Source organism: Colwellia sp. BRX10-3 (assembly GCF_014077505.1).
GTDB lineage: Bacteria > Pseudomonadota > Gammaproteobacteria > Enterobacterales > Alteromonadaceae > Cognaticolwellia.
On the sequence record NZ_JACGWA010000001.1, the window covers coordinates 44,209 to 63,581 of the forward strand.

The window sequence follows — 19,373 nt, forward strand, 5'->3', positions numbered from 1 at the left end:
TGTTAACGCAAATTTAATAATCTGCCATTTTAAGTTTTTATTTTTTTAAAATAAAACCACGACAATATTCCCAGACGACAGCCTAACTGTCAACTAAGTACAATAAAAAGACCATTTATTTCGCTTTATAGTGCGAAGTAAACTTTTTCGTAACGTGAATTGAACAATACATTCATTTGATACAGAACATGATTGATTAACCCCATGTTACAGAAGACCTCTTAATTGTAATAATATGTGCTCCTTATGTTTTACTAACTCTTTCGTAGTAAGTCAATAATAATTACAAAATAGTACGGAAAACATAGGATTTTGATGACTAATTAGGCAATTATAATATATCAGCTAATTAATATAAATTCGCTTTATAACAATTTATTGAATAAATTTTACCCAAAATATATCTCATTGACACACATTTAACGCTCATAACACACCCAGTAAGTTAATTGGTTTTGCAATTTATCAGACCAATTAGACTCAATAATTCAGGTTAAATAAATATGCCAATCTGTAAATTGATTTTAAGTACTAGGCAAGATTAAATTAAAATGTCAGCTTTACTTTACTCGTATAAGTAATGATTCGAGTCACCTTTATGTTTATGTACCTATCCATTGTTATAAATTCCTATTTAGCTTGAATTTAATTGCACTCTGATATTTATTACAAAATAATTTTTAAATAGTAGTCATTCAATATATTAGTTACCTAATACTATGAATCATCGATTAATTATTCACATCACAAGTTAAATATAATTAACAATTGTTTGGTATACAGTAATCTAGTCAACATTTTTCATGGCAAAAAAATGTGTTTATTAAACCAATAAAATCTTTGATTATCAAAACAACATTAATGCTAAAAAATTACCGAGCGTTAATGTTAATTCACAACTTAATATTTGTTATTTACATACTTGTTTACATTATCTTCCTTGTGATTCATAAACACAAAAACTAATATTACTGCAAATATAAAGGGAGATTATAATGTTAAAAAATACGAAATATATATGGTTAGCGGCTTCAGTAATGATTTCAACATCTATACAGGCTAGTACAAAAGCCAATGTAGAATTAGAAGATATGCCAAGGTTGGCAAGCCACTACAATCAAAAAATCGATGCTGCACTGCTCGCACTTAATGCCCATAAATACGAAAAAGCTTTTGAAAAACTATCCAATACAGCTCGATGGGGTCATAAAGAGTCTCAGTTCTATTTGTCTACTATGTACTTGCAAGGTCAAGGCACAAGCCAAGATATCCCTAAAGCATGGATTTGGTTAAATTTAGCTTTAGAACAACGTAATACAGATTGGGTAATAATGAAGAGAAAGCTAAGTGAGCTTATTCCTAATGATGTCCAACAAGCACTTGAAAAAGATGTAGAAGTATATCGTAATAAATATGGTGTTGACGCAAGAGGTTTGAATTGTAGAGCGACCAAAGTCGTTGGTTCTAATCGCCTAGTAGAGCGATGTGAGCAAAAATGGGTTAACTAGACACCATCTAGCTATAAGTTAGAAGCTTCACGCTTATTTAAAGGGTTTTAATATCAATTAAAGCCCTTTTTTATACCACTTTAACCGCTTTAGATAATTGAGCATACTCTTGAGACCAAGTGTCATGAGTTTGCATAAAGGTCTTAATCGCCCCTCTTTCTTGTAATGTAAGATCCGGATGCCAAATATCAAAAATAAGTACGGCTCTCGAATTAGACGAACGATTATCTGCAGAATGCAAAAAACTATCATCAAAAATAATAATATCTTCATCAATCCAGGTTTTACGTTCTCCACCTACGGTTAACGAACTTAGTTCATCAACATAAATGGGCACATGAACTGTCAGTTTTACATTAGAAAGTCCATGGTGAGGTGGAATAATTGTATCTGCTGGCAATATTGATATAAATGCCTCTGGAGCATGAGGTGGACAATCAGCAACTAGAGTATCTTGAAAAACTTTTTTAACTTGCTCAATTTCAGGTGATATTTCACATTGTTTATCTGCTTTCAAAAGGTGAATTGATTGCCATTTTTTTGCGAGTAACAACCACTCTTTTTGCATATTTTTAGCGCCTATGGCGTCTATATAATTTTCTCTATCTGTATCCTTAATAATAGATTTTAATAAGGGCATGCATAACAGTATTTTTTCGACAAGGCTCTTTAGACCTGAAATTTCATCAACTTGATAATAGGGTTTTGCGGTTAAATTAGGAATATTAAAAAAACTTCCCTTTTGTAATTTGTGACTTTGCACTGCCTTTTCAAGACCAAAAAAACAATTAATAGCACTATCGAGCCGCCTACTTACTCCCATGCAAGTCTGCATTTGCATGTAAGCATTACGTTTTAGTAAATTGGTCACATTATTAAAGTGTTGCTTGTTATTTTTCCTTGTTTTTAGTGTTTCAATGGAAAAGAATTCAGGTGAGAAATTATGTAGTTCTTTATAGGCAATAAGCGCTTCTTCAAAGTTTTGCATACAAACAGCAACTTCTGCTTTTAATAGCAATACCTCTTCGTCTATACCACACACAGCTATATAGCTTTTAACTTTATTTTTAGCCGACACTAAGTCTTTGCTCTCAACCAGGCTTAATATAAGATACTTTGCAGCTAATTTATCTTTAGGATTAATCGCTAAAAGCGTTGAGCATTTTTCAATACATTTATCGAACGACTTGTAGCGAAAAAAATATTGGATAAGAGATTGATGTGCCAATTTATTGTTAGGAGAGCTCTCAAGAATGGTATCTGATAGATGCTTGGCTTCGGATAAACTATTTTCCATCATTAGTTTTTTAAGTTGTTGTTCTAATTGAATCACTTTTTCTTCAGTTAACATAAACTTCAGTATATAAATATAATATATTAGCGGCTATATAAAAGCAAAATGCCGAGCAAGCTCGGCATGTTTTTATTTTTATAACACAGAATTACTGCAGCGTCCCCTACCATACCGTTATATGCTGTTCTAACTACTAACGTCGAAATAACTGACGTTAGTTTTTAAAGGTATAACTACTTTGAACTGAATGAAATATTATCTCTATTGATGCTCTATAGATTTAAAGGTCAACTATAATAGTGTTGATGCTTAAATAACGCAGTAATCATTGTTAGCATCTAGTTGGATCATATTCAATTCTATTCATAGTGTGAGATAGTTTAGGTGCTCTTTAACATAGTACTGCATACCATTTAATCAGACGGATACTAACATATATCATTAGATGACTTATTTTACTATGTCATTAAACTTAAATCAGAAGCTATAAGTCGCTGCCTGAAGTTGCACCACCACCTTGACCGCGTTCTATAGATTTTACAGCAGCATCTCTCTGAGCATCTCTCATTTTTTTGGTAGAACAGCGTTTCTTTTTGATGTTACTGCCCACAGTGACTGTTCTTTCACAGCGATATCCACTCTCTGCCATCGCAGTTTGAACATCTTCACGAATTTCTTTCTTCCCTGCACTTTGGGTAGATGAACAGCCAACGCTGATGCATAAACTTACTGCTAACAAAATGATACTAGTTTTATTCTTCACTTTAATTCCTTTTTAATAACAAAATAACAAAATATACACATCAAATTTACAAAAAATACTCATAAAATACAAGGAGCATTCATTAATCATTAATACTATTTTGTAAGATATTATTAACACTTCTAATACCAGAGGTATTTGAGTTGAAAACAGCTAAAAAAAAAGCCTCAATTAAGAGGCTTTTTATCACTACATACTAATAAGTTTTTTCTAGAACTTAGTGCTTATACGTACATAAGGGAAACGGCCTGGGATCTCATACATAGATGGATCAAAGCTGTTCGCGAATGTTGAAAAAGAAGTACGTGGGTCAGTATCCCATAAGTTATTCACACCAGCAGTTACTTTAATATCGTCTGAGATGAAGTAAGTTACAGAAACGTCATGATAAGCCATAGCTTTCAGCTCATTAGTACTTTCTTTAGACTCTAAGTCACCATCGACATCAAATACTGATACGCCTGGGTTGCTACATAACTTGTCTTCGTAGAAAACGTCAGCTGAATCTGTATCAGCACCAAATTCACAATTTTCGACAGTTTTACCGATATAACGCACTAAGTAGTTAGCTGACCAATCATCTTTATTCCAGCTTACGTTAATGTTTGAACGAATGCGTGGAACAACGTCACGGTCAAATGCTCTACCAGCTAAGTTTTCTGTAACTGAAGTATTTGTTTCCGGATCAACATCAATGATTGTACGTTCATCAACATAAGTTAAATCCATACCGATGTTAAAATCACCAAATTCAGTTTCAAAGTTATAATCAATTTCAGTATCAAAACCTGATGTAGTTTGACCACCTAAGTTAACTAAACCGTTGAACAAATCTGTAATACTACCACCAGAAGTACGCTCAATTAGACCACAGAATGTTGTACCAGTAGTAGCACAAGTGTCTAAGATTTTTTGTGCGCCAGTAGATGAAACAGCATTAGCAATTTCGATATCAAATACATCGAAAGTTAAAGATAAACCTTCAGCCCACTCTGGACTATAAACAAGACCATAAGTGAATGTTTCAGCTTCTTCAGGTGCTAAGTTTTTGTTACCACCAACAGTGATACGGATTTGGTCATTTGCTTGTTGGTAACCTGCTGGAACACCAGCACAACCAGGAGCGCCATTACCACCACCATTACATGGATCATCCAAATTAGGGAAACTATCACTGTTGCCTAAGAATAATTCAGAGATTGATGGAGCACGGAATGCTTCAGACCAAGTACCACGGAATAATAACTCGTCGTTTACACGCCATTTAAGACCAATTTTAGAGTTAGTAGTATCACCAAAGTTACTGTAATCTGAATAACGAACCGCTAATTCAAGATCAACACTTTGCATCATTGGTGCGTCTGCAACTAGTGGAATAGCTAATTCTAAGAATAGCTCTTCTACGCTATATTTACCTTCAGTTGGTTGACGAGCATTACCAGATGTAATACCAGCAGCAATCAATGCATCAGGTTGGTCAGCACCAGAAACCCAACGTTTTTCCCAACCAGTTGCAAAACCAGACATACCAGCTGGCAATTCAAATAAATCACCAGAAAGGTTCAAGCTATAACCTTTAAGCTCTGACTCTAAAGCATCTTGTGCAGTAAAAGTTACGTAATCAAGCATTTCTTGAGTGATTGTACCTTCACCGATACCAGTAGAACCACCAAATAAATTTAATGGAGTACATGGTGCAGCACAATCAGCTGGGTCGCCAATTGATTTTTTGACACGATCCATATTTAGCAGACCGTCAGTGATTGAGTTTTGTTGAGTGCGAGAATAAACATAACTTGCATCCCAGTAAAACGCTCTATCGCCTAATTCAAATTCGCCTTCAAAGCCACCATTAAATTGGAAATGATCAACGTCTTGATTAAATTGACGGAAACCAGCTTCAAACATACGACGCCCTACTAAGTATAGGTTACCAGGTTCGCCAATCGCGCTATCTGTAGTTAATTCGATACCTGTTGGGTTCCATGGGTTGTTTTGAGAGATAGTAAAACCAGTATCACCAAATGCAGAACCGAAGAATAAAGGTGTTGGAGCAAGAGCTTGTGATGACTTACGGTTACCGTACATAACTTCAGCGTTAACGCGAATGTTATCTGATAACTCATAGTTAGCTTGTGTATAAAGATTCACACGCTCTTGAGGAGTTGATAAGTAGTTAAATGGTGCAAAGTTAAAACGACTACCAGGCTCTACCCATGGTGCTAAGTTTCCGCTGCCATCTGTAGTATTGTTGTTAAAGCCGCCGTCTTCATCAAAAAACATGAAGCGACCTAACGGTGTACCTGATGAACCGCCGTAGCCTTCTTCTGTACCAAATACTGGTACTGCAGAAATATCACGATCGCCCGCAAATGTTGCTTCTTCTTTTACATAACTAACATTAAAGTAAACGTTACCTTTATCACCAGAAACACCAAAGCCTAGATCGTAAGACTCTTTAACTCCATCGCCTTCGTCATATTGACCTTTATAAGCTGAAGCGTGAACACCTTCAAAATCTTTACGAGTGATGATGTTAACAACACCAGCAACAGCATCTGAACCGTAAACAGCTGAAGCGCCATCTTTCAATACTTCGATACGCTCGATGATTGATGATGGGATGTTATTTAAATCTACAGAACCACCTAAAGTAGTTGCTAAGCGACGACCATTGATTAGTACCAATGTACGGTTAGAACCAACACCACGAATGTTAAGAGTTGTTGAACCATTACCACCGTTGTTGCTGTTAGTGTTAATTGCAGAACCTGCAGATGGAATAGACTGAAGTACATCACCAATTGATGTAATACCAAACTTTTCGATGTCAATTGCAGTCATAACTGAAACAGGGTTTGCACCCTCAACATCAGCACGTCTAATACGTGAACCTGTAACTTCGATACGCTCTACTTTTTCAACTTCTGCTTCGTCTGCTTCTGCTGAGAATGCAGGTGCTGAGATTGCTGCTGCTGCACCGGCACCAAACATCATGGCGACGCGCACTGCTTTAGCTATTTTGCTATTGCTATACATATATACTCCCTGGATCACTTTCGTGATACTAGTGTTTAAATTTCAAGGCTATATTGCCTTGTTGTAGAATTATTTTGGTCATAGACCTAATCTGTCGGTTAAGATATTAAACTTAATCTTGTTAACGGGTCAACACAAACAGTTACCTTTTATTTACATTAGTATCAGTAAGTATGCAATCACGATAACAAATTCATACAATTACAGCTAAAAACAACAAGATAACAAAATCTCCTTAATATTAGAAAGTTATATAATAAAGACAAAAGCCAAACTTAACAGAAAACATAAAAAATAAGTTAAACTTTTTATATACAGTTACTTACCTAAAAAATCGATTAAAGTAAAACCACAAAAGCTTGAAGTAATGTAGAAAAAGAGAATATAAAGACAAATATACAAGCATAAATAATTACCCATAATTACAATAACTTAAAAAAATTAATGTCGAGCGTAAACATAATGAAACAAATCTACATATTAATTAACATTTATTTTGTAACTGGGCCGCTATTTTAATAATAATGGGTGGACTTTATATCGAGATTCGCCATCTTTAAATTCTGCTCAATAACTACACATTCAGTAAATTGAGCATAAATCACGATTAAAATAAGAGTTCTCTGTGGTATAGTCATTGGCAAATTTACTATGCAAAATATACTATGGTTATTGACCCCGTCCTAGACATGAGTTTATGGATAACTTTATGCAGTGTCGGCTTCGTCGCAGGGCTAATAGATGCCATTGCTGGTGGTGGTGGAATGCTAACCGTTCCAACATTACTAACTTCGGGTTTGCCACCTCATGTTGCGTTAGGGACAAATAAACTCGCTGCCTCTTTTGGTTCATTTACGGCATCATTTACCTTTTATCGAAAAAACCTTTTCAGCCCTAAATATTGGCGAGTAGCGCTTATTACTACTGGCATTGGCGCCATTTTAGGCACCATAATTGTAAACTTTCTATCAGTAGAGTTTTTAGATAAATACATCCCAGTATTAATAGTTTTAACAGCAATATATACCTTACTTTCAAAGTCAGTTTCTAGCGACGTATATGGCTTACCGTTAAAAACAATGTCGATTAAACTTAAGCAAGCTGTTCAAGGTTTAATTTTAGGATTTTATGATGGTGTCGCAGGTCCAGGTACGGGAGCATTTTGGGTAAGCTCTTCAAATGCAATATATAAAATTGATATTCTTTTAAGCTCTGGTTTAGCGCGTTCTACCAACTTTATCAGCAATTTTTTCAGTTTATTAACTTTCATTTATCTCGGCCATGTTAACTTTGTATTAGGTATTTCCATGGGAATATTTATCATGCTAGGTGCCTGGGTAGGCGCACATTGGGCGATTAAGTTTGGCGGTAAGTTTATCCGTCCGGTTTTTATTACTGTGGTAATTATCATGTCGGTTAACTTGGCTTACCAAGCTTGGTTAAGCTAACAAAGGTTATTTATGCTAAGTGCAATTAACAAAATTCATGCAATTCTCGAACAACTTGACGAGCAAGCCATGCAAGTTGATCAACAAAATAAACATTCTAAAACACATAAAATAATCCAAGAAAATGATATTTTCTCTGAAGCGCTTTTCAACACCCATAGTGATCTATTCCACCCTTACGTTGCTGAAGTAAAAAGTAAAACAAATGAATTATCACGATTACTAACTGCTAACAAAAATACTCTTGCACACAGCCGCTTACTATTAATAGAACAGCAAATATCGGCATTACGTAACGCTTTGAACTCCAATGGGGCACTACATAAAGAGCCCGCGCAAAGACTGGTTGCTATTAAGGCAAGGCGCTATAAAAAAGCGGCTCAAGCGGTAATGCAATCGAGTCATAATTTACATAAAAAGCTCAATGAAACATTTGAATTTGAACGCCGCTTAGTGGAAATGATCCAAGCACGAGAGCGACAAAACCACAATATTAGCGCCAAACAGACAAAACAATTAACTGAAGAAGTTCTCGCTCTACATCAGCGCCTTGGGCGATGTCGCCAAGCCATTTCCAAATTAGAGCGCGAAATAGCGCAATCTGAAAAATTTTAGTCTAAGTTACCAACAAGCCTGTTATTTTAATAAAAATTAACCTTTACTGATAAAAAAGGTTGGTGTTTTTATTGCGCTAGCATTACGCTTGCAAATATGATTTTAAAAAAGAGTCGCATACATGAAAATTTCTGATGATATTCATAACTACTACGAAAAATTAGTTTCTCAGCACTTTACTGTTTTAAAACTAGAAGATAACTATAGTGACGAGTTTATAGCCGATTTAGTTTGTGTGGTATTAAACCAACTGCCTACACGTTATATTCGGCATGAAGTGGATATGGCTTTTTTCCTGCCTGCATCTGAGCGTTTTGAAATGGAAAATAGTGTCAAAGTTGCGGTAGCAAAAGCTTTAGAATTTATGAAAGAACATAATTAATACTAAATAGTTTATGCATTACCCATGCTGCTATATATCGTAGTATTAAAAACAAATAACCTAATTGACTTGGTATAGCCTTTGAACATTCCAGACATCCCTAATAATCATGCCTTAGCGGTTTTATTGATAACCGTACTGGCATTATATTTATTTCGTCGAGAAGGCACTCCTTTAGAAACCTCCTCACTTGCTGTTATAGCAATATTATGTGTGATGTTCGCGGTTTTCCCTTTTTATGTTGATGGCAAACATTTCGAACCAAGTTCATTATTTTTTGGCTTTGGTCACGAGGCCTTAGTTACTGTCTGTTCATTGATGATTATTGGCCATGGCATTGTGCGAACGGGCGCACTCGAGCCCATTGGGCGATATTTGGCAAAATTGTGGAAGATTAGCCCGACCTTGTCCTTGTTGATAACACTTGTGCTTGCTGGTGGATTAAGTGCGTTTATCAACAACACCCCGGTTGTGGTCTTATTATTACCAATTTTGATTAGCGTCTCATTACGCACTAAAACTGACTCATCACCTATGTTATTACCCATGGGATTAGCCACCTTAGTTGGCGGAATGGCGACCACTATTGGTACCTCAACAAACTTACTTGTGGTTAGTATTGCAAAAAATATGGGGGCTGCTGAATTTGGGCTATTTGATTTTGCTCAGCCAGCACTTATTGCCTCAGTAGTTGCTGTACTTTACTTATGGCTAGTGGCACCAAAGCTTTTACCCAGCAGATCGCCCTCAATGCCCGACACTTCACCACGTATATTTAGTGCTTACCTTAATATAAATGAAGAAAGTGCCGGTAACGCAAAAACCATTACCGAAATAATTGCGCTAACCGATGGCCAATTAAAAATAGAGAGCATACAGCGAGGACCTGACAATAGAAATATTGTGCCCTTACCTGATACTGTGCTTGGTGTTGGCGATAGGTTAAAAGTTCATGATTACCCAGATCGCCTTAAAGAATTTGAAACAGTTTTAGGAGCAACCTTATTTTCTGGACTGCATAAAGTTGATGACGAACATCCTTTAAATGCCGAAAAGCAAACCTTGGCAGAAATCGTTATCATCGCCGGCTCAGGAATTGAAGGACGAACTTTACAAGAGGCAAATTTCATTCATAAACATGCTATCACTGTAGTTGCATTGCACAGAGCAGGTAAAGCAATGGAAATTGGTCGTAATGGTATAGGGAAAACCCGTTTGCAGATCGGTGATGTTTTATTGGTACAAGGTGAAATAGAGCAAATTGGCTTATTAAAAGCAAAACCTGGCTTATTAATAATCGATGGTGCGGAATCATTACCACAAACAAGTAAAGCACCAATTGCACTTTGTACATTGTTGGCAGTGGTAGTATCGTCTGCGTTTGGTATTTTACCTATTGAAATTAGTTCAGTTTGCGGTGTACTTATACTATTACTGACTAAATGCTTAGATTGGCAAGAAGCTTCATCAGCCCTGAGTACTCAGGTTATTTTAATTGTTGCCGCGTCCCTAGCATTAGGTTCTGCAATGATGATGACAGGAGGCGCAGAATATATAGCCCAAGTATTTGTCGCATTATCGTTTGGTTTGCCACCTGGTGGTGTTTTAGCCGCTTTGATGTTGTTATTAGCAATATTAACCAATATTGTTTCTAACAATGCGGCAGCTGTTATTGGTACCCCAATTGCTATTTCCGTTGCTAGCCAATTAAACCTTTCACCTGAGCCGTTTATTTTAGCCGTGTTATTCGGTGCTAACTTAAGCTACGCCACACCTATGGCTTATAAAACCAACTTATTAGTAATGAATGCTGGTGGATATAAGTTTTCTGACTTTATGCGTATAGGTATTCCATTGATTCTACTGATGTGGGTAACGCTTTCTTTACTGCTAAATTGGATGTATTTGTAAGCTAGTCGCATAGTAGATATATTTAAAGGCAAGTGTCTATTTTATTGATACTTTGCCTTATAGTCTCAATTTACAAGCTTCGTATGCACGCCCTAACTCTACTTCTTCAGCAAGTTGCAAGCTCTTTTACCTATCACTAGCATTGGGTGTCTAGTAAATGGTGTCTAGCAAAGTATAGAAGTATCTCTTTGGAAAATTAATTTTAGAGACAAGTTACAGTATCAACTGTAGCAGTTATGCTATCTATTGGTGAAAGGCTTTGATTTTTTGATATCCGCAGACAAATCCCTCATGAATAAGTAATGCAAAAACAGATAGATGCAATTAAAAAAACAATACGTTGACATAATTTATGTAATAAAAAGCACCCTAGATATAGGGTGCTTTAGAAAAACCATTAAAATAACTAACGTCAATAATCTAGGATTTCTAAGGTTTCTTGGTTAATGTTATGGTTGGTGTTTGTGGATTAGGGCCCGTAACAGTAAAAATGTACGTACCTGCTTCTGCAATGGTTAAGCTAAGGTTAGTTTGTGAGCCTTGCAGTAACTCAGTTGCTGAGCCTACAGTAACGATATTATTTTCGCCTGCGCCCATATTAATATTACTCCAATCAGCATCGGCAACTTTAAACTCATAAGCCTCAGCGTTAAGGTCAATTTCAACACTATAAGTGCTATTGCCAAGGTAGCTCAATTCATCTACAGCACCCCAACCATTCATACTACCTTTTACAAATACAGGCGTGCCAGCATACATTTCTGCGGCATAAATACTTAGCGTTGGTTCGGCTAAATTTGACGCGTCAAAAACAAAGGTATAATCGCCATCTTCAGTAAAGACCATACTGAAGTTATCATTACTGCCTGATAACAATAATTGTTGCTCACCTTCAATTATTTCCATGTCATCCGCAGGCGCCCCCATATTAACTGTTGACCAGTCAGCTGATGCTATTTTGAAACTAGGTGTTGAAGCACTAATACTAATAGTAGTTTGATATTTACCACCACCAATGTAAGTGAAAGGATTATCTTCACTCCAGCCATTCATGTCGCCGCGTACAAAGACGGCAGTACCAACAAATGGCTCTTCATTGGTAACAGTTAATGTCGGAGCATCAAGGTTAGAAGCATCCAATTCAAAGATATAAGTACCATCTATTGCAATGTTAATGCTGAGGTTGTCATTACTTCCCGGTAATAAGGTGAACGTTTCACCTTCAGTAACTAAGCCACCTGTACCTGGCGCACCTAAGTTAACCGTTGACCAATCGCTTGAGGCAATTTTAAAACCGTAACTATCAGCATTTAAAGTGATTGTTGCTTGGTAAATACCGTCACCTTTATAAACTAGGCTGTCAGTTTCACCCCAACCATTCATGTCACCACGAACTAAAGGAATGCTATCAGCGTAAGGCACAACATCTGGTGCGCCAGCGGTTGCATACGCAGATAAACCGGCACCTTGAGCTTCACCTTGTAATTTAACAAACACAGCCGTTGTTAATGCCGGCACGATAAAGCTACCTTCATTTTCACCTGCAGCGAAACTAGCACTAGCCACTGTGCTATCAATTGAATTGGCAAGCTTTGAATGTAAAGTGAAACCAGCTGCAGTAGCAACTGTATGAATTTTCTCACTGTTACTTCCGTTAACGATTACCACAACAGCATCGTAATTCGTATCTATGTCAGCAAAACCAGTGCCGTCGTCGATACTCATAACAATCAAACCTTGGGTTTGATTTTTGCCAATATTATGGAAACCAACACGGTTGATAATATCGTCTGCTGTCGTCAATCTAAATAACGGGCTAGTTGAGCGAATAGCTAAAAACTCGTTAAATACTGATGAGGCGAACATCATTTCGCTGCCATAAACCTTGGCCTCAGGAGTGGTCGCAAGATGTATTAAGTCATCATTGCTACGACCGCCTTTGTCGATAGGCAAACCTTTGTTCCAGTTATTGTCGGTTAAAGTGAAATCAACTAAGTTATACCAATCACCCGCATCGTAGGTATTTCTGTCTAATGATTTAGAGCGCAGGAAGTCACCACCCATTTGTAAAAATGGAATGCCTTGAGAAAGCAATATAATAGACTGAGACACGTTTTGTGTACGAACACGTTCAGCCATGCTCATGCCAGTATCTAGTTTAAATTGCAGTTGATCCCATAAGGTTTCATTGTCGTGCTTTGAAATGTAGTTAATCACATCAGCGGGGTCTTTGGCGTACATACCAAAAGCACTACCGGCTGCATCGGTACCATTAAAGTTTTTCAAAACATAGTCAGTTAACGTACCAGCCATACCGAGTTTAACAATGTCTTGTTGGCTAAAGGCGCCATCAGAGTCTTCATTATTGAATAAGGCAGCGTTTCTAATGCCGTCACGGATACGATCATTAAAAGTCCCCATTTCAGTGCCGGCCATATTTTCTTGGTCTGCACGTTCAAAGCCGCGACTTTCTTTATACCAGCCTTCACCGTAAAAATGGTTGTCAGGGTCAAGAGCTTGTATTGCATCACGCGCCGCTAACATTTGATTTTTCGAACCTTGGCTCATGATGTCAAAACGGAAACCGTCAAATTGATATTGTGTAGTCCATTGCTTTAATGAATCCACCATCAATTTATCCATCATTTTATGCTCAAGCGCAGTATCACTACAACAAGTACTGTTTTGTACGCTACCCGTGATTACATCACGGCTGTGATAATAACCTGGGACGATTTTATCGAGTACTGAGTTATCCCATAAACCTGATGAATTAGTATGGTTATAAACCACATCTAAAACTACGCGCAGTCCAGTGTCATGCAAGCCTTTGATCATTGCTCGCATTTCTTTAATACGTGTTACCCCTTCAGGGCTTGAAGCATAAATACCATCTGGCACATTAAAGTGTTTAGGATCGTAACCCCAATTGAAACTGTCAAAATTACGCACAAATTCCATCAATTTAGCGGCATCATCAGTAGCACTGTCATAGTTTTCGAGCACTGAACGTAACGTTTGATCGTCAATACCTTGATAACAAGGCGGTGCTTGGAAGTCTTTTTTACATAAATCAAGAACAGTGCTATTTAAGTCAATAATATTAGCCGCGTCTTCGTTGATGGTGGCAATATCATTGGCAGGCAACATATGAAAATGAGTTAAACCGTTGTCAGCTAAGGTTTTCAAATGCTTCATTGGCACTGAGTCAAGTTCGGTAAATGCTAAGAATTTACCACGATTTTCAGCACTGGTACTTTGATCATTAATACTGAAATCTCGAATGTGACCTTCATAAATTACCGCATCTTCATAATTTTCAATACTCGCTACAGCATGACCTTCCCATCCCTCAGGCTGTAAGTCTTGGTCATTTAAATTAACAAACTGTGAGTATTCACCGTTAGTTGATAAACTCACAGAATAAGGGTCGGTACTTTCAATCAATTCAAGCGCTTTATTTTGAGGGTGATAAATACTTAACTCAAAACGATAGTATTGGCGGTCTAAACTCGCGTCTCCTTGATATGACCAAACACCCGTAGCTGAGTCTTCACTCATTTGATGAGTTGCTGTCAGGTTTTTTGCACTATCATAAACGTTTAAATTTACGTTTTGAGCTGTCGGTGACCATACAGAAACTAATACAGTACCATTTTCATAAACTAGACCTAACGTGGCTTCATCAGCATCGTTATCGCCTTTAGTATATAAGTCATCTAAAATCAGATCTGCTTGCACATAAGTGGCGGCAATCGGAATGTCGTCCACATCATAACCTACTAGTACTAACTGATTTTTGGCAACAGCTTTAGCTTCATCAATACTTAAATCAATACTATAAGCTGGCCAATCAGCCACTAATGGTGCTGCTGATTTTTGTTCATCAGTTAAGTTAATTGGCGTTAATTCCAACGCGGTACCATTAACTTGACCATTGTTTTCAGGATCAGCGGCAATGCCAGCTGTTGCTGAATGATGCAGTTTAGCAACATTCACATTCGCAGCGTTCCAAACCAAGGTATTTACATCAATCCAATGCCCCGCAAAATCGGCTATTTTTAACGCTTGCTCACCTAAAGATTCAATAGGAAACTCAAACACCGAACCTTCACCAGAAATGGTGAAATTCATGCGCTGATAAGTTTCATCTTCTTGCATAAGTGGCATTTTAAAATTTCCGCCACCAAATTCTTTGCCAGCATCATCGGTACCTTTATGAACAATAAAGTTACCACATTCGTTATAGCCTTCTTTTAGGTTAAATACCCAATAAGCTCCATATACTGGGTCGATACCAGTTAGAGATAAACCATTGTCCCAGCTTGGGGCAAGTGAATCGTCGGCATAGGCATCACAAGTGGTGTCGTTCCAATTATGCACTTTATATTCCGCATAGTTTTCGTCGGTGCGGTTGTAATAAAGTACGGCTTGATTCTCAGCAGGAAAAAATACCGGAATAGCCGCGTTAGGATCTACGCCAACAACACAACTTTCATTTAAGGCATCGGGGACTGTTGGTGCAGCACATTGAATAGGTTTGGGTGCAACACAAGTTGAGCCGGTTTCATCTGGCACCAAGGGCACATCACAGCTTAATAATACTTTTCCGGGCTCAGTTGCATCACTACCACCACAAGCTGATAACACTAAGCTAAATAACGCTACTGTCGCTAGCCTAATAAATGCATTGTAAGTAAACATAACAGAACTCCGTTGGCCCGAGTTTCGAGCACTATATGACGCTAATCTATTGTTAGCATTAAGTTGTTTGAATATTTTTATTTTCATTTTCATTACTCTCTTTAACTATGCTTACAATGAATAAGTGAGACCTAAAAAGAACTGGCGGCCAAAATATTGTAACGTGCCAGTTTGAGCGGTTTCGCCAAAGTAACTTTTGGTAGGTTCGTCGGTTAAATTGTTCACTTGGAAAACTAAACCTAAATTATCATTTACTTGATAAGATGCTTGGTAATCAAGGACAGTTTCGCCATCGTAGTTGACCGTTTGTGCTTCCACAGCAACTTGTTCGGAAACAAATTCATCGCGATAACGCACACTTAAGCGGGTTTCAAAGCCTTGGTATTCCCAAAATAGCGTAGTTTGCAGTACGTTTTCAGATAAGCCCGGTAGTGAAATAGCTAAATTTTGTTGGCCGAGTTGTGATATTTGTTGTATTTCACTTTCGGTGTGTGAATAACTCGCATCAAAGCCTAAACCAGACCATAACTCAGGCAGGAATGAAAATATTTGCGTATAACCTAACTCAATACCGCGAATATAACCGCCCGCTTCGTCGTTGAATGCCGTTTCAAAATCACCATTTCTGACTTCTAAGGGTATACCACTCAATGGATCGGTATAGACTTCGGGTACAGCAAAGCCATTACCAGCAAAGTCATACTCTGTAATGGTTTGGGTAATAATACCTGCTGATTCTATGTCTTTATAAAAAACAGCCGCAACAAATTTACCATCGGTTTCAGTAAAATACTTTTCATAAGAAATATCATATTGATTGGCGTAAAACGGCTTTAAATGAGGGCTATTTTTCGCTTGGCCACTAATTTTGGCATAACTGCCACCATCAGTATTAACCACATTGATATTATAACTAGAGTTTGATGCTAAACGTTCAATGTTCGGGCGACTCATGACTTTAGCTGCAGCAAAACGAATTTGATCGCTTTCACTTAACTGAAAATTTAAATTGATCTGTGGTAAATAGTCTCTGTAAGTATTGCTGATCACAGTAGAAAAATAACGTTGGTTAATTAAACCCACTTCATCAGTAATAAACTGAGCACCCAATTCAGCGTTAGCAAATTCTATTGGGTTACCTTGTGCATCTTTAATATCTTGCCCGTATTGATCTTTCTTAGTACTTAAACCAACATCTTGCAATGATGTTGACGCTTGCGTAGTTTCCACCATGCGCACGCCAAAATTACCAGTGACTGGAATGCCCGCAATTTCTGTATTAATGTTCGCCATCACATAAATTGACAGAACATCTTCATATACTTGACCACTTTCTTTCATCGTCCAGTCAGAGGTTTTACCAATCGCAGCGCCGTTAATAACACCGCTGGCTTTATCACCCCAAGTTTGTACTGGATTTGGACGTCCATCAGGGAACCAAGCCTTCAAAATTTTATCTTGATCTAACGCTAGGTAGCTTGGGAAGTTTGAAAAATTGCCACTCCAGTTAACAATTGTCGCCATATCCTCAGTAATGCGAAGTGGCGCCTCTAATGAACTTAACGAGCTATCGCTACCGTATTCAAATACCGAACGATCGTTACTGTATTCACGTTCTGAATAACGCGCGCCTACTTCAATTGAAGTAATGTAATCGTTGTCTAGTTCATACGTAAAATCAACTCGAACAGCGCTTACTTCATCTGAATTAACATACGGATAGATCCCGTATTTACTTACCATTACTTTGTTTAAATCAGTAAAAGCGCCAGCTTGGTTTAAGCCAATATCAGGTAGGTCTAAACCATTCAATAAGTAGTTAATAGATACGTTGCTATCAAGTTTAGGAACATCCGCGTTAGCATCTTGTGCCACTAGTGCCCAAATTAAACCATTTTGAAATTCACTATTTGCCGATGAATACGATAAATCCATATTCATATTTAGCCGTTCTGTTATTTGCCAATCGGCATTAATACCAAAACTTTGCACTTCATCAACATCAGAATTATCATCGTTAACAATTTCAATGCGAGTTGCGCTGTTCGTTGTACGGCTAATGTTGCCACCAATAACAGAGTTTTCATGAAGCACAGGGTTACTAATCGCGGCTTGATCTCCTTCAAATTTCACTCGAAAACCACGAGCAAACTCTTCTGAGGTAAACTTTGAATAAAAACCATCTGTTTTAAGTTTGAAGTTATCAGTAGGTTGCCATTCAAGCGTTGCCATGAAACCATCGCGGGTCTCTTCACCGCCTTTGTGCTGTATCTCAAAACCTTCGCTGATGTATTCTTTATTAATATTAACGCCGTTATCTTTAGTCGGACCGTTAGTGTCATTATCAAGATTATCAACGTCGCGTAGTTTACTGTAATTTAAACCGACAAATTGCGCAGTAGCGCTTGGTTGAAATAAACGAGCATAGCCTAAAGCAACACCTAGCGTTTCATCGGCAAATTTACCTTGATATGAAACACTAAAGCGATGACCTGTAGATGTTGCATCTGGCACATCTGCGGCTAAATCGTTATACATGCCACGGGCATTAATACTAAAGCTGTGATCTTTTTCGTTAGACAAGGGGCTAGCAGTGGTTAACTCCACCGTACCAGCAACACCACCTTCAATTAATGAAACTTTAGGTGATTTATAAACTGCCGCTTTTGAAATTAACTCTGACGGATATTGATCAAATTCAACACTACGTTTACCGCCAGTAGAGACTTGTTCGCGACCATTTAAGGTTGTAGAAACAAAACCACCTGACATACCACGAATGTTAATTTCAGCCGCCTGCCCACCAGTTCTGACTGCAGAAATACCAGGTAAGCGTGTTAATGCATCCGCCATAGAAACGTCAGGTAAACTACCTAAATCATCTGCGCTGAGTTGTTCGGTTACTGTATCGGCAAAACGTTTTTGGTTAATGGATTGTATCAGTGAGCGACGAAAGCCTGTCACTTCGATTACTTCCATTTTTTCTGGTACTTCTATGTTTTCAACTTGTTCTGCTACTTCTTTTTGATTGTCTTCTTGAGCATACAAAGCTCCAGAATAAGCAATCAAACCACTAGTCATCATAGCTAAAGTAACATTACTGAGTTTAAAGCTTGGCTTAATTTTAGACATTGTTCCCCCTTGATTCATCCCTGAATATTCTATTTGTAGATCAGCCTCACCACTGATTTATTGATTAAAACCAATATAGAAAACATAAAACATAATAGATATAGACTGCATACGTATTCCTATTCGGCACAACCCAACAATAATTGCCTTGGTAGCTCAGTAATATTGTTGTTTGAAAAATAGGCCTAGATGCCGGCAAGCACTGCAGGAACTGAAAACAACTAAGTAAACATTAAATATAAGAAGAACTGATTTACAAAAAATCACTAGCGATTTTAGCTTCTACATACAAAGAATCGATACATGTATGAATACGTATGCATACAATTGTGCTCTATCTTCATAAATCGCTAACATCAAAAGCAGATTAAATAACTCATTAAAATAGGCTCACACGATGAAAATAAAAATTTAATTGTCTTATCTGCAAAGGGCACTTAACACCATAGGCATTATATTCACTTAGTGTTGTCACCTATAATGGCTTTTCTTATCGAGTAAAGTCGACTTTTCGCCTGAATTTTTGCACTAGTTTTACTTGATGCATAGTGTGAGCTTTATTAATAATCGAAAGCGC

10 protein-coding genes are annotated in these 19,373 nt (G+C 37.5%); 5 read left to right on the top strand and 5 right to left on the bottom strand.

The window, feature by feature from the left end; all coding sequences use genetic code 11:
* Positions 1-995: 995 nt before the first annotated feature.
* A complete protein-coding gene (locus H4J38_RS00260) occupies positions 996-1,508 on the top strand; it encodes a sel1 repeat family protein (RefSeq protein ID WP_182128371.1) in 513 nt (170 codons plus the stop codon).
* Between the two features lie 70 nt (positions 1,509-1,578).
* Here the strand turns inward: H4J38_RS00260 and H4J38_RS00265 are convergent, their stop codons facing one another.
* The 3 genes from H4J38_RS00265 to H4J38_RS00275 form a co-directional block, all read right to left on the bottom strand.
* Positions 1,579-2,859 carry an aspartyl/asparaginyl beta-hydroxylase domain-containing protein gene (locus H4J38_RS00265; protein ID WP_182128373.1) on the bottom strand — a complete coding sequence of 427 codons (1,281 nt, stop codon included), beginning with the start codon at positions 2,857-2,859 and terminating at the stop codon, positions 1,579-1,581.
* A 427-nt stretch (positions 2,860-3,286) separates the two neighbouring features.
* Positions 3,287-3,565: a hypothetical protein gene (locus H4J38_RS00270; protein WP_182128375.1), complete on the bottom strand. Its 279-nt coding sequence runs from the start codon at positions 3,563-3,565 to the stop codon at positions 3,287-3,289.
* 210 nt (positions 3,566-3,775) lie between these two features.
* The gene (locus H4J38_RS00275) at positions 3,776-6,604 is read right to left on the bottom strand and encodes a TonB-dependent receptor (RefSeq protein ID WP_182128377.1); all 2,829 of its coding nucleotides are present in this window, start codon (positions 6,602-6,604) and stop codon (positions 3,776-3,778) included.
* Positions 6,605-7,269: 665 nt separating this feature from the next.
* Between H4J38_RS00275 and H4J38_RS00280 the strand changes: the two genes are divergently transcribed.
* The 4 genes from H4J38_RS00280 to H4J38_RS00295 all read left to right on the top strand — a co-directional run bounded on the left by H4J38_RS00280 (position 7,270) and on the right by H4J38_RS00295 (position 10,960).
* A complete protein-coding gene (locus H4J38_RS00280; RefSeq protein WP_182128379.1) occupies positions 7,270-8,052 on the top strand; it encodes a TSUP family transporter in 783 nt (260 codons plus the stop codon).
* 12 nt (positions 8,053-8,064) lie between these two features.
* On the top strand, positions 8,065-8,667 hold the full coding sequence (gene priC, locus H4J38_RS00285) for a primosomal replication protein PriC (RefSeq protein ID WP_182128381.1): 603 nt from the start codon (positions 8,065-8,067) through the stop codon (positions 8,665-8,667).
* Between the two features lie 121 nt (positions 8,668-8,788).
* Positions 8,789-9,049, top strand: a complete 261-nt coding sequence (locus tag H4J38_RS00290; protein WP_182128383.1) for a late competence development ComFB family protein — start codon at positions 8,789-8,791, stop codon at positions 9,047-9,049.
* A gap of 81 nt (positions 9,050-9,130) precedes the next feature.
* The gene (locus tag H4J38_RS00295; RefSeq protein ID WP_182128385.1) at positions 9,131-10,960 is read left to right on the top strand and encodes an SLC13 family permease; all 1,830 of its coding nucleotides are present in this window, start codon (positions 9,131-9,133) and stop codon (positions 10,958-10,960) included.
* Positions 10,961-11,389: 429 nt separating this feature from the next.
* Here the strand turns inward: H4J38_RS00295 and H4J38_RS00300 are convergent, their stop codons facing one another.
* Both H4J38_RS00300 and H4J38_RS00305 read right to left on the bottom strand, forming a co-directional pair.
* Complete coding sequence (locus H4J38_RS00300) at positions 11,390-15,664, bottom strand: alpha-1,6-glucosidase domain-containing protein (protein WP_182130019.1); 4,275 nt, start codon at positions 15,662-15,664, stop codon at positions 11,390-11,392.
* Between the two features lie 111 nt (positions 15,665-15,775).
* Positions 15,776-18,796: a TonB-dependent receptor gene (locus H4J38_RS00305; RefSeq protein WP_182128387.1), complete on the bottom strand. Its 3,021-nt coding sequence runs from the start codon at positions 18,794-18,796 to the stop codon at positions 15,776-15,778.
* Positions 18,797-19,373 lie beyond the last annotated feature (577 nt).

What these genes read in the sequence shown, in the direction of transcription:
- H4J38_RS00260 (WP_182128371.1), top strand. Translation starts at nt 996, where the DNA reads ATGTTAAAAAATACGAAATATATATGGTTAGCGGCTTCAGTAATGATT.
- H4J38_RS00265 (WP_182128373.1), bottom strand. Translation starts at nt 2,859, where the DNA reads ATGTTAACTGAAGAAAAAGTGATTCAATTAGAACAACAACTTAAAAAA.
- H4J38_RS00275 (WP_182128377.1), bottom strand. Translation starts at nt 6,604, where the DNA reads ATGTATAGCAATAGCAAAATAGCTAAAGCAGTGCGCGTCGCCATGATG.
- H4J38_RS00280 (WP_182128379.1), top strand. Translation starts at nt 7,270, where the DNA reads ATGGTTATTGACCCCGTCCTAGACATGAGTTTATGGATAACTTTATGC.
- priC (WP_182128381.1), top strand. Translation starts at nt 8,065, where the DNA reads ATGCTAAGTGCAATTAACAAAATTCATGCAATTCTCGAACAACTTGAC.
- H4J38_RS00290 (WP_182128383.1), top strand. Translation starts at nt 8,789, where the DNA reads ATGAAAATTTCTGATGATATTCATAACTACTACGAAAAATTAGTTTCT.
- H4J38_RS00300 (WP_182130019.1), bottom strand. Translation starts at nt 15,664, where the DNA reads ATGTTTACTTACAATGCATTTATTAGGCTAGCGACAGTAGCGTTATTT.
- H4J38_RS00305 (WP_182128387.1), bottom strand. Translation starts at nt 18,796, where the DNA reads ATGTCTAAAATTAAGCCAAGCTTTAAACTCAGTAATGTTACTTTAGCT.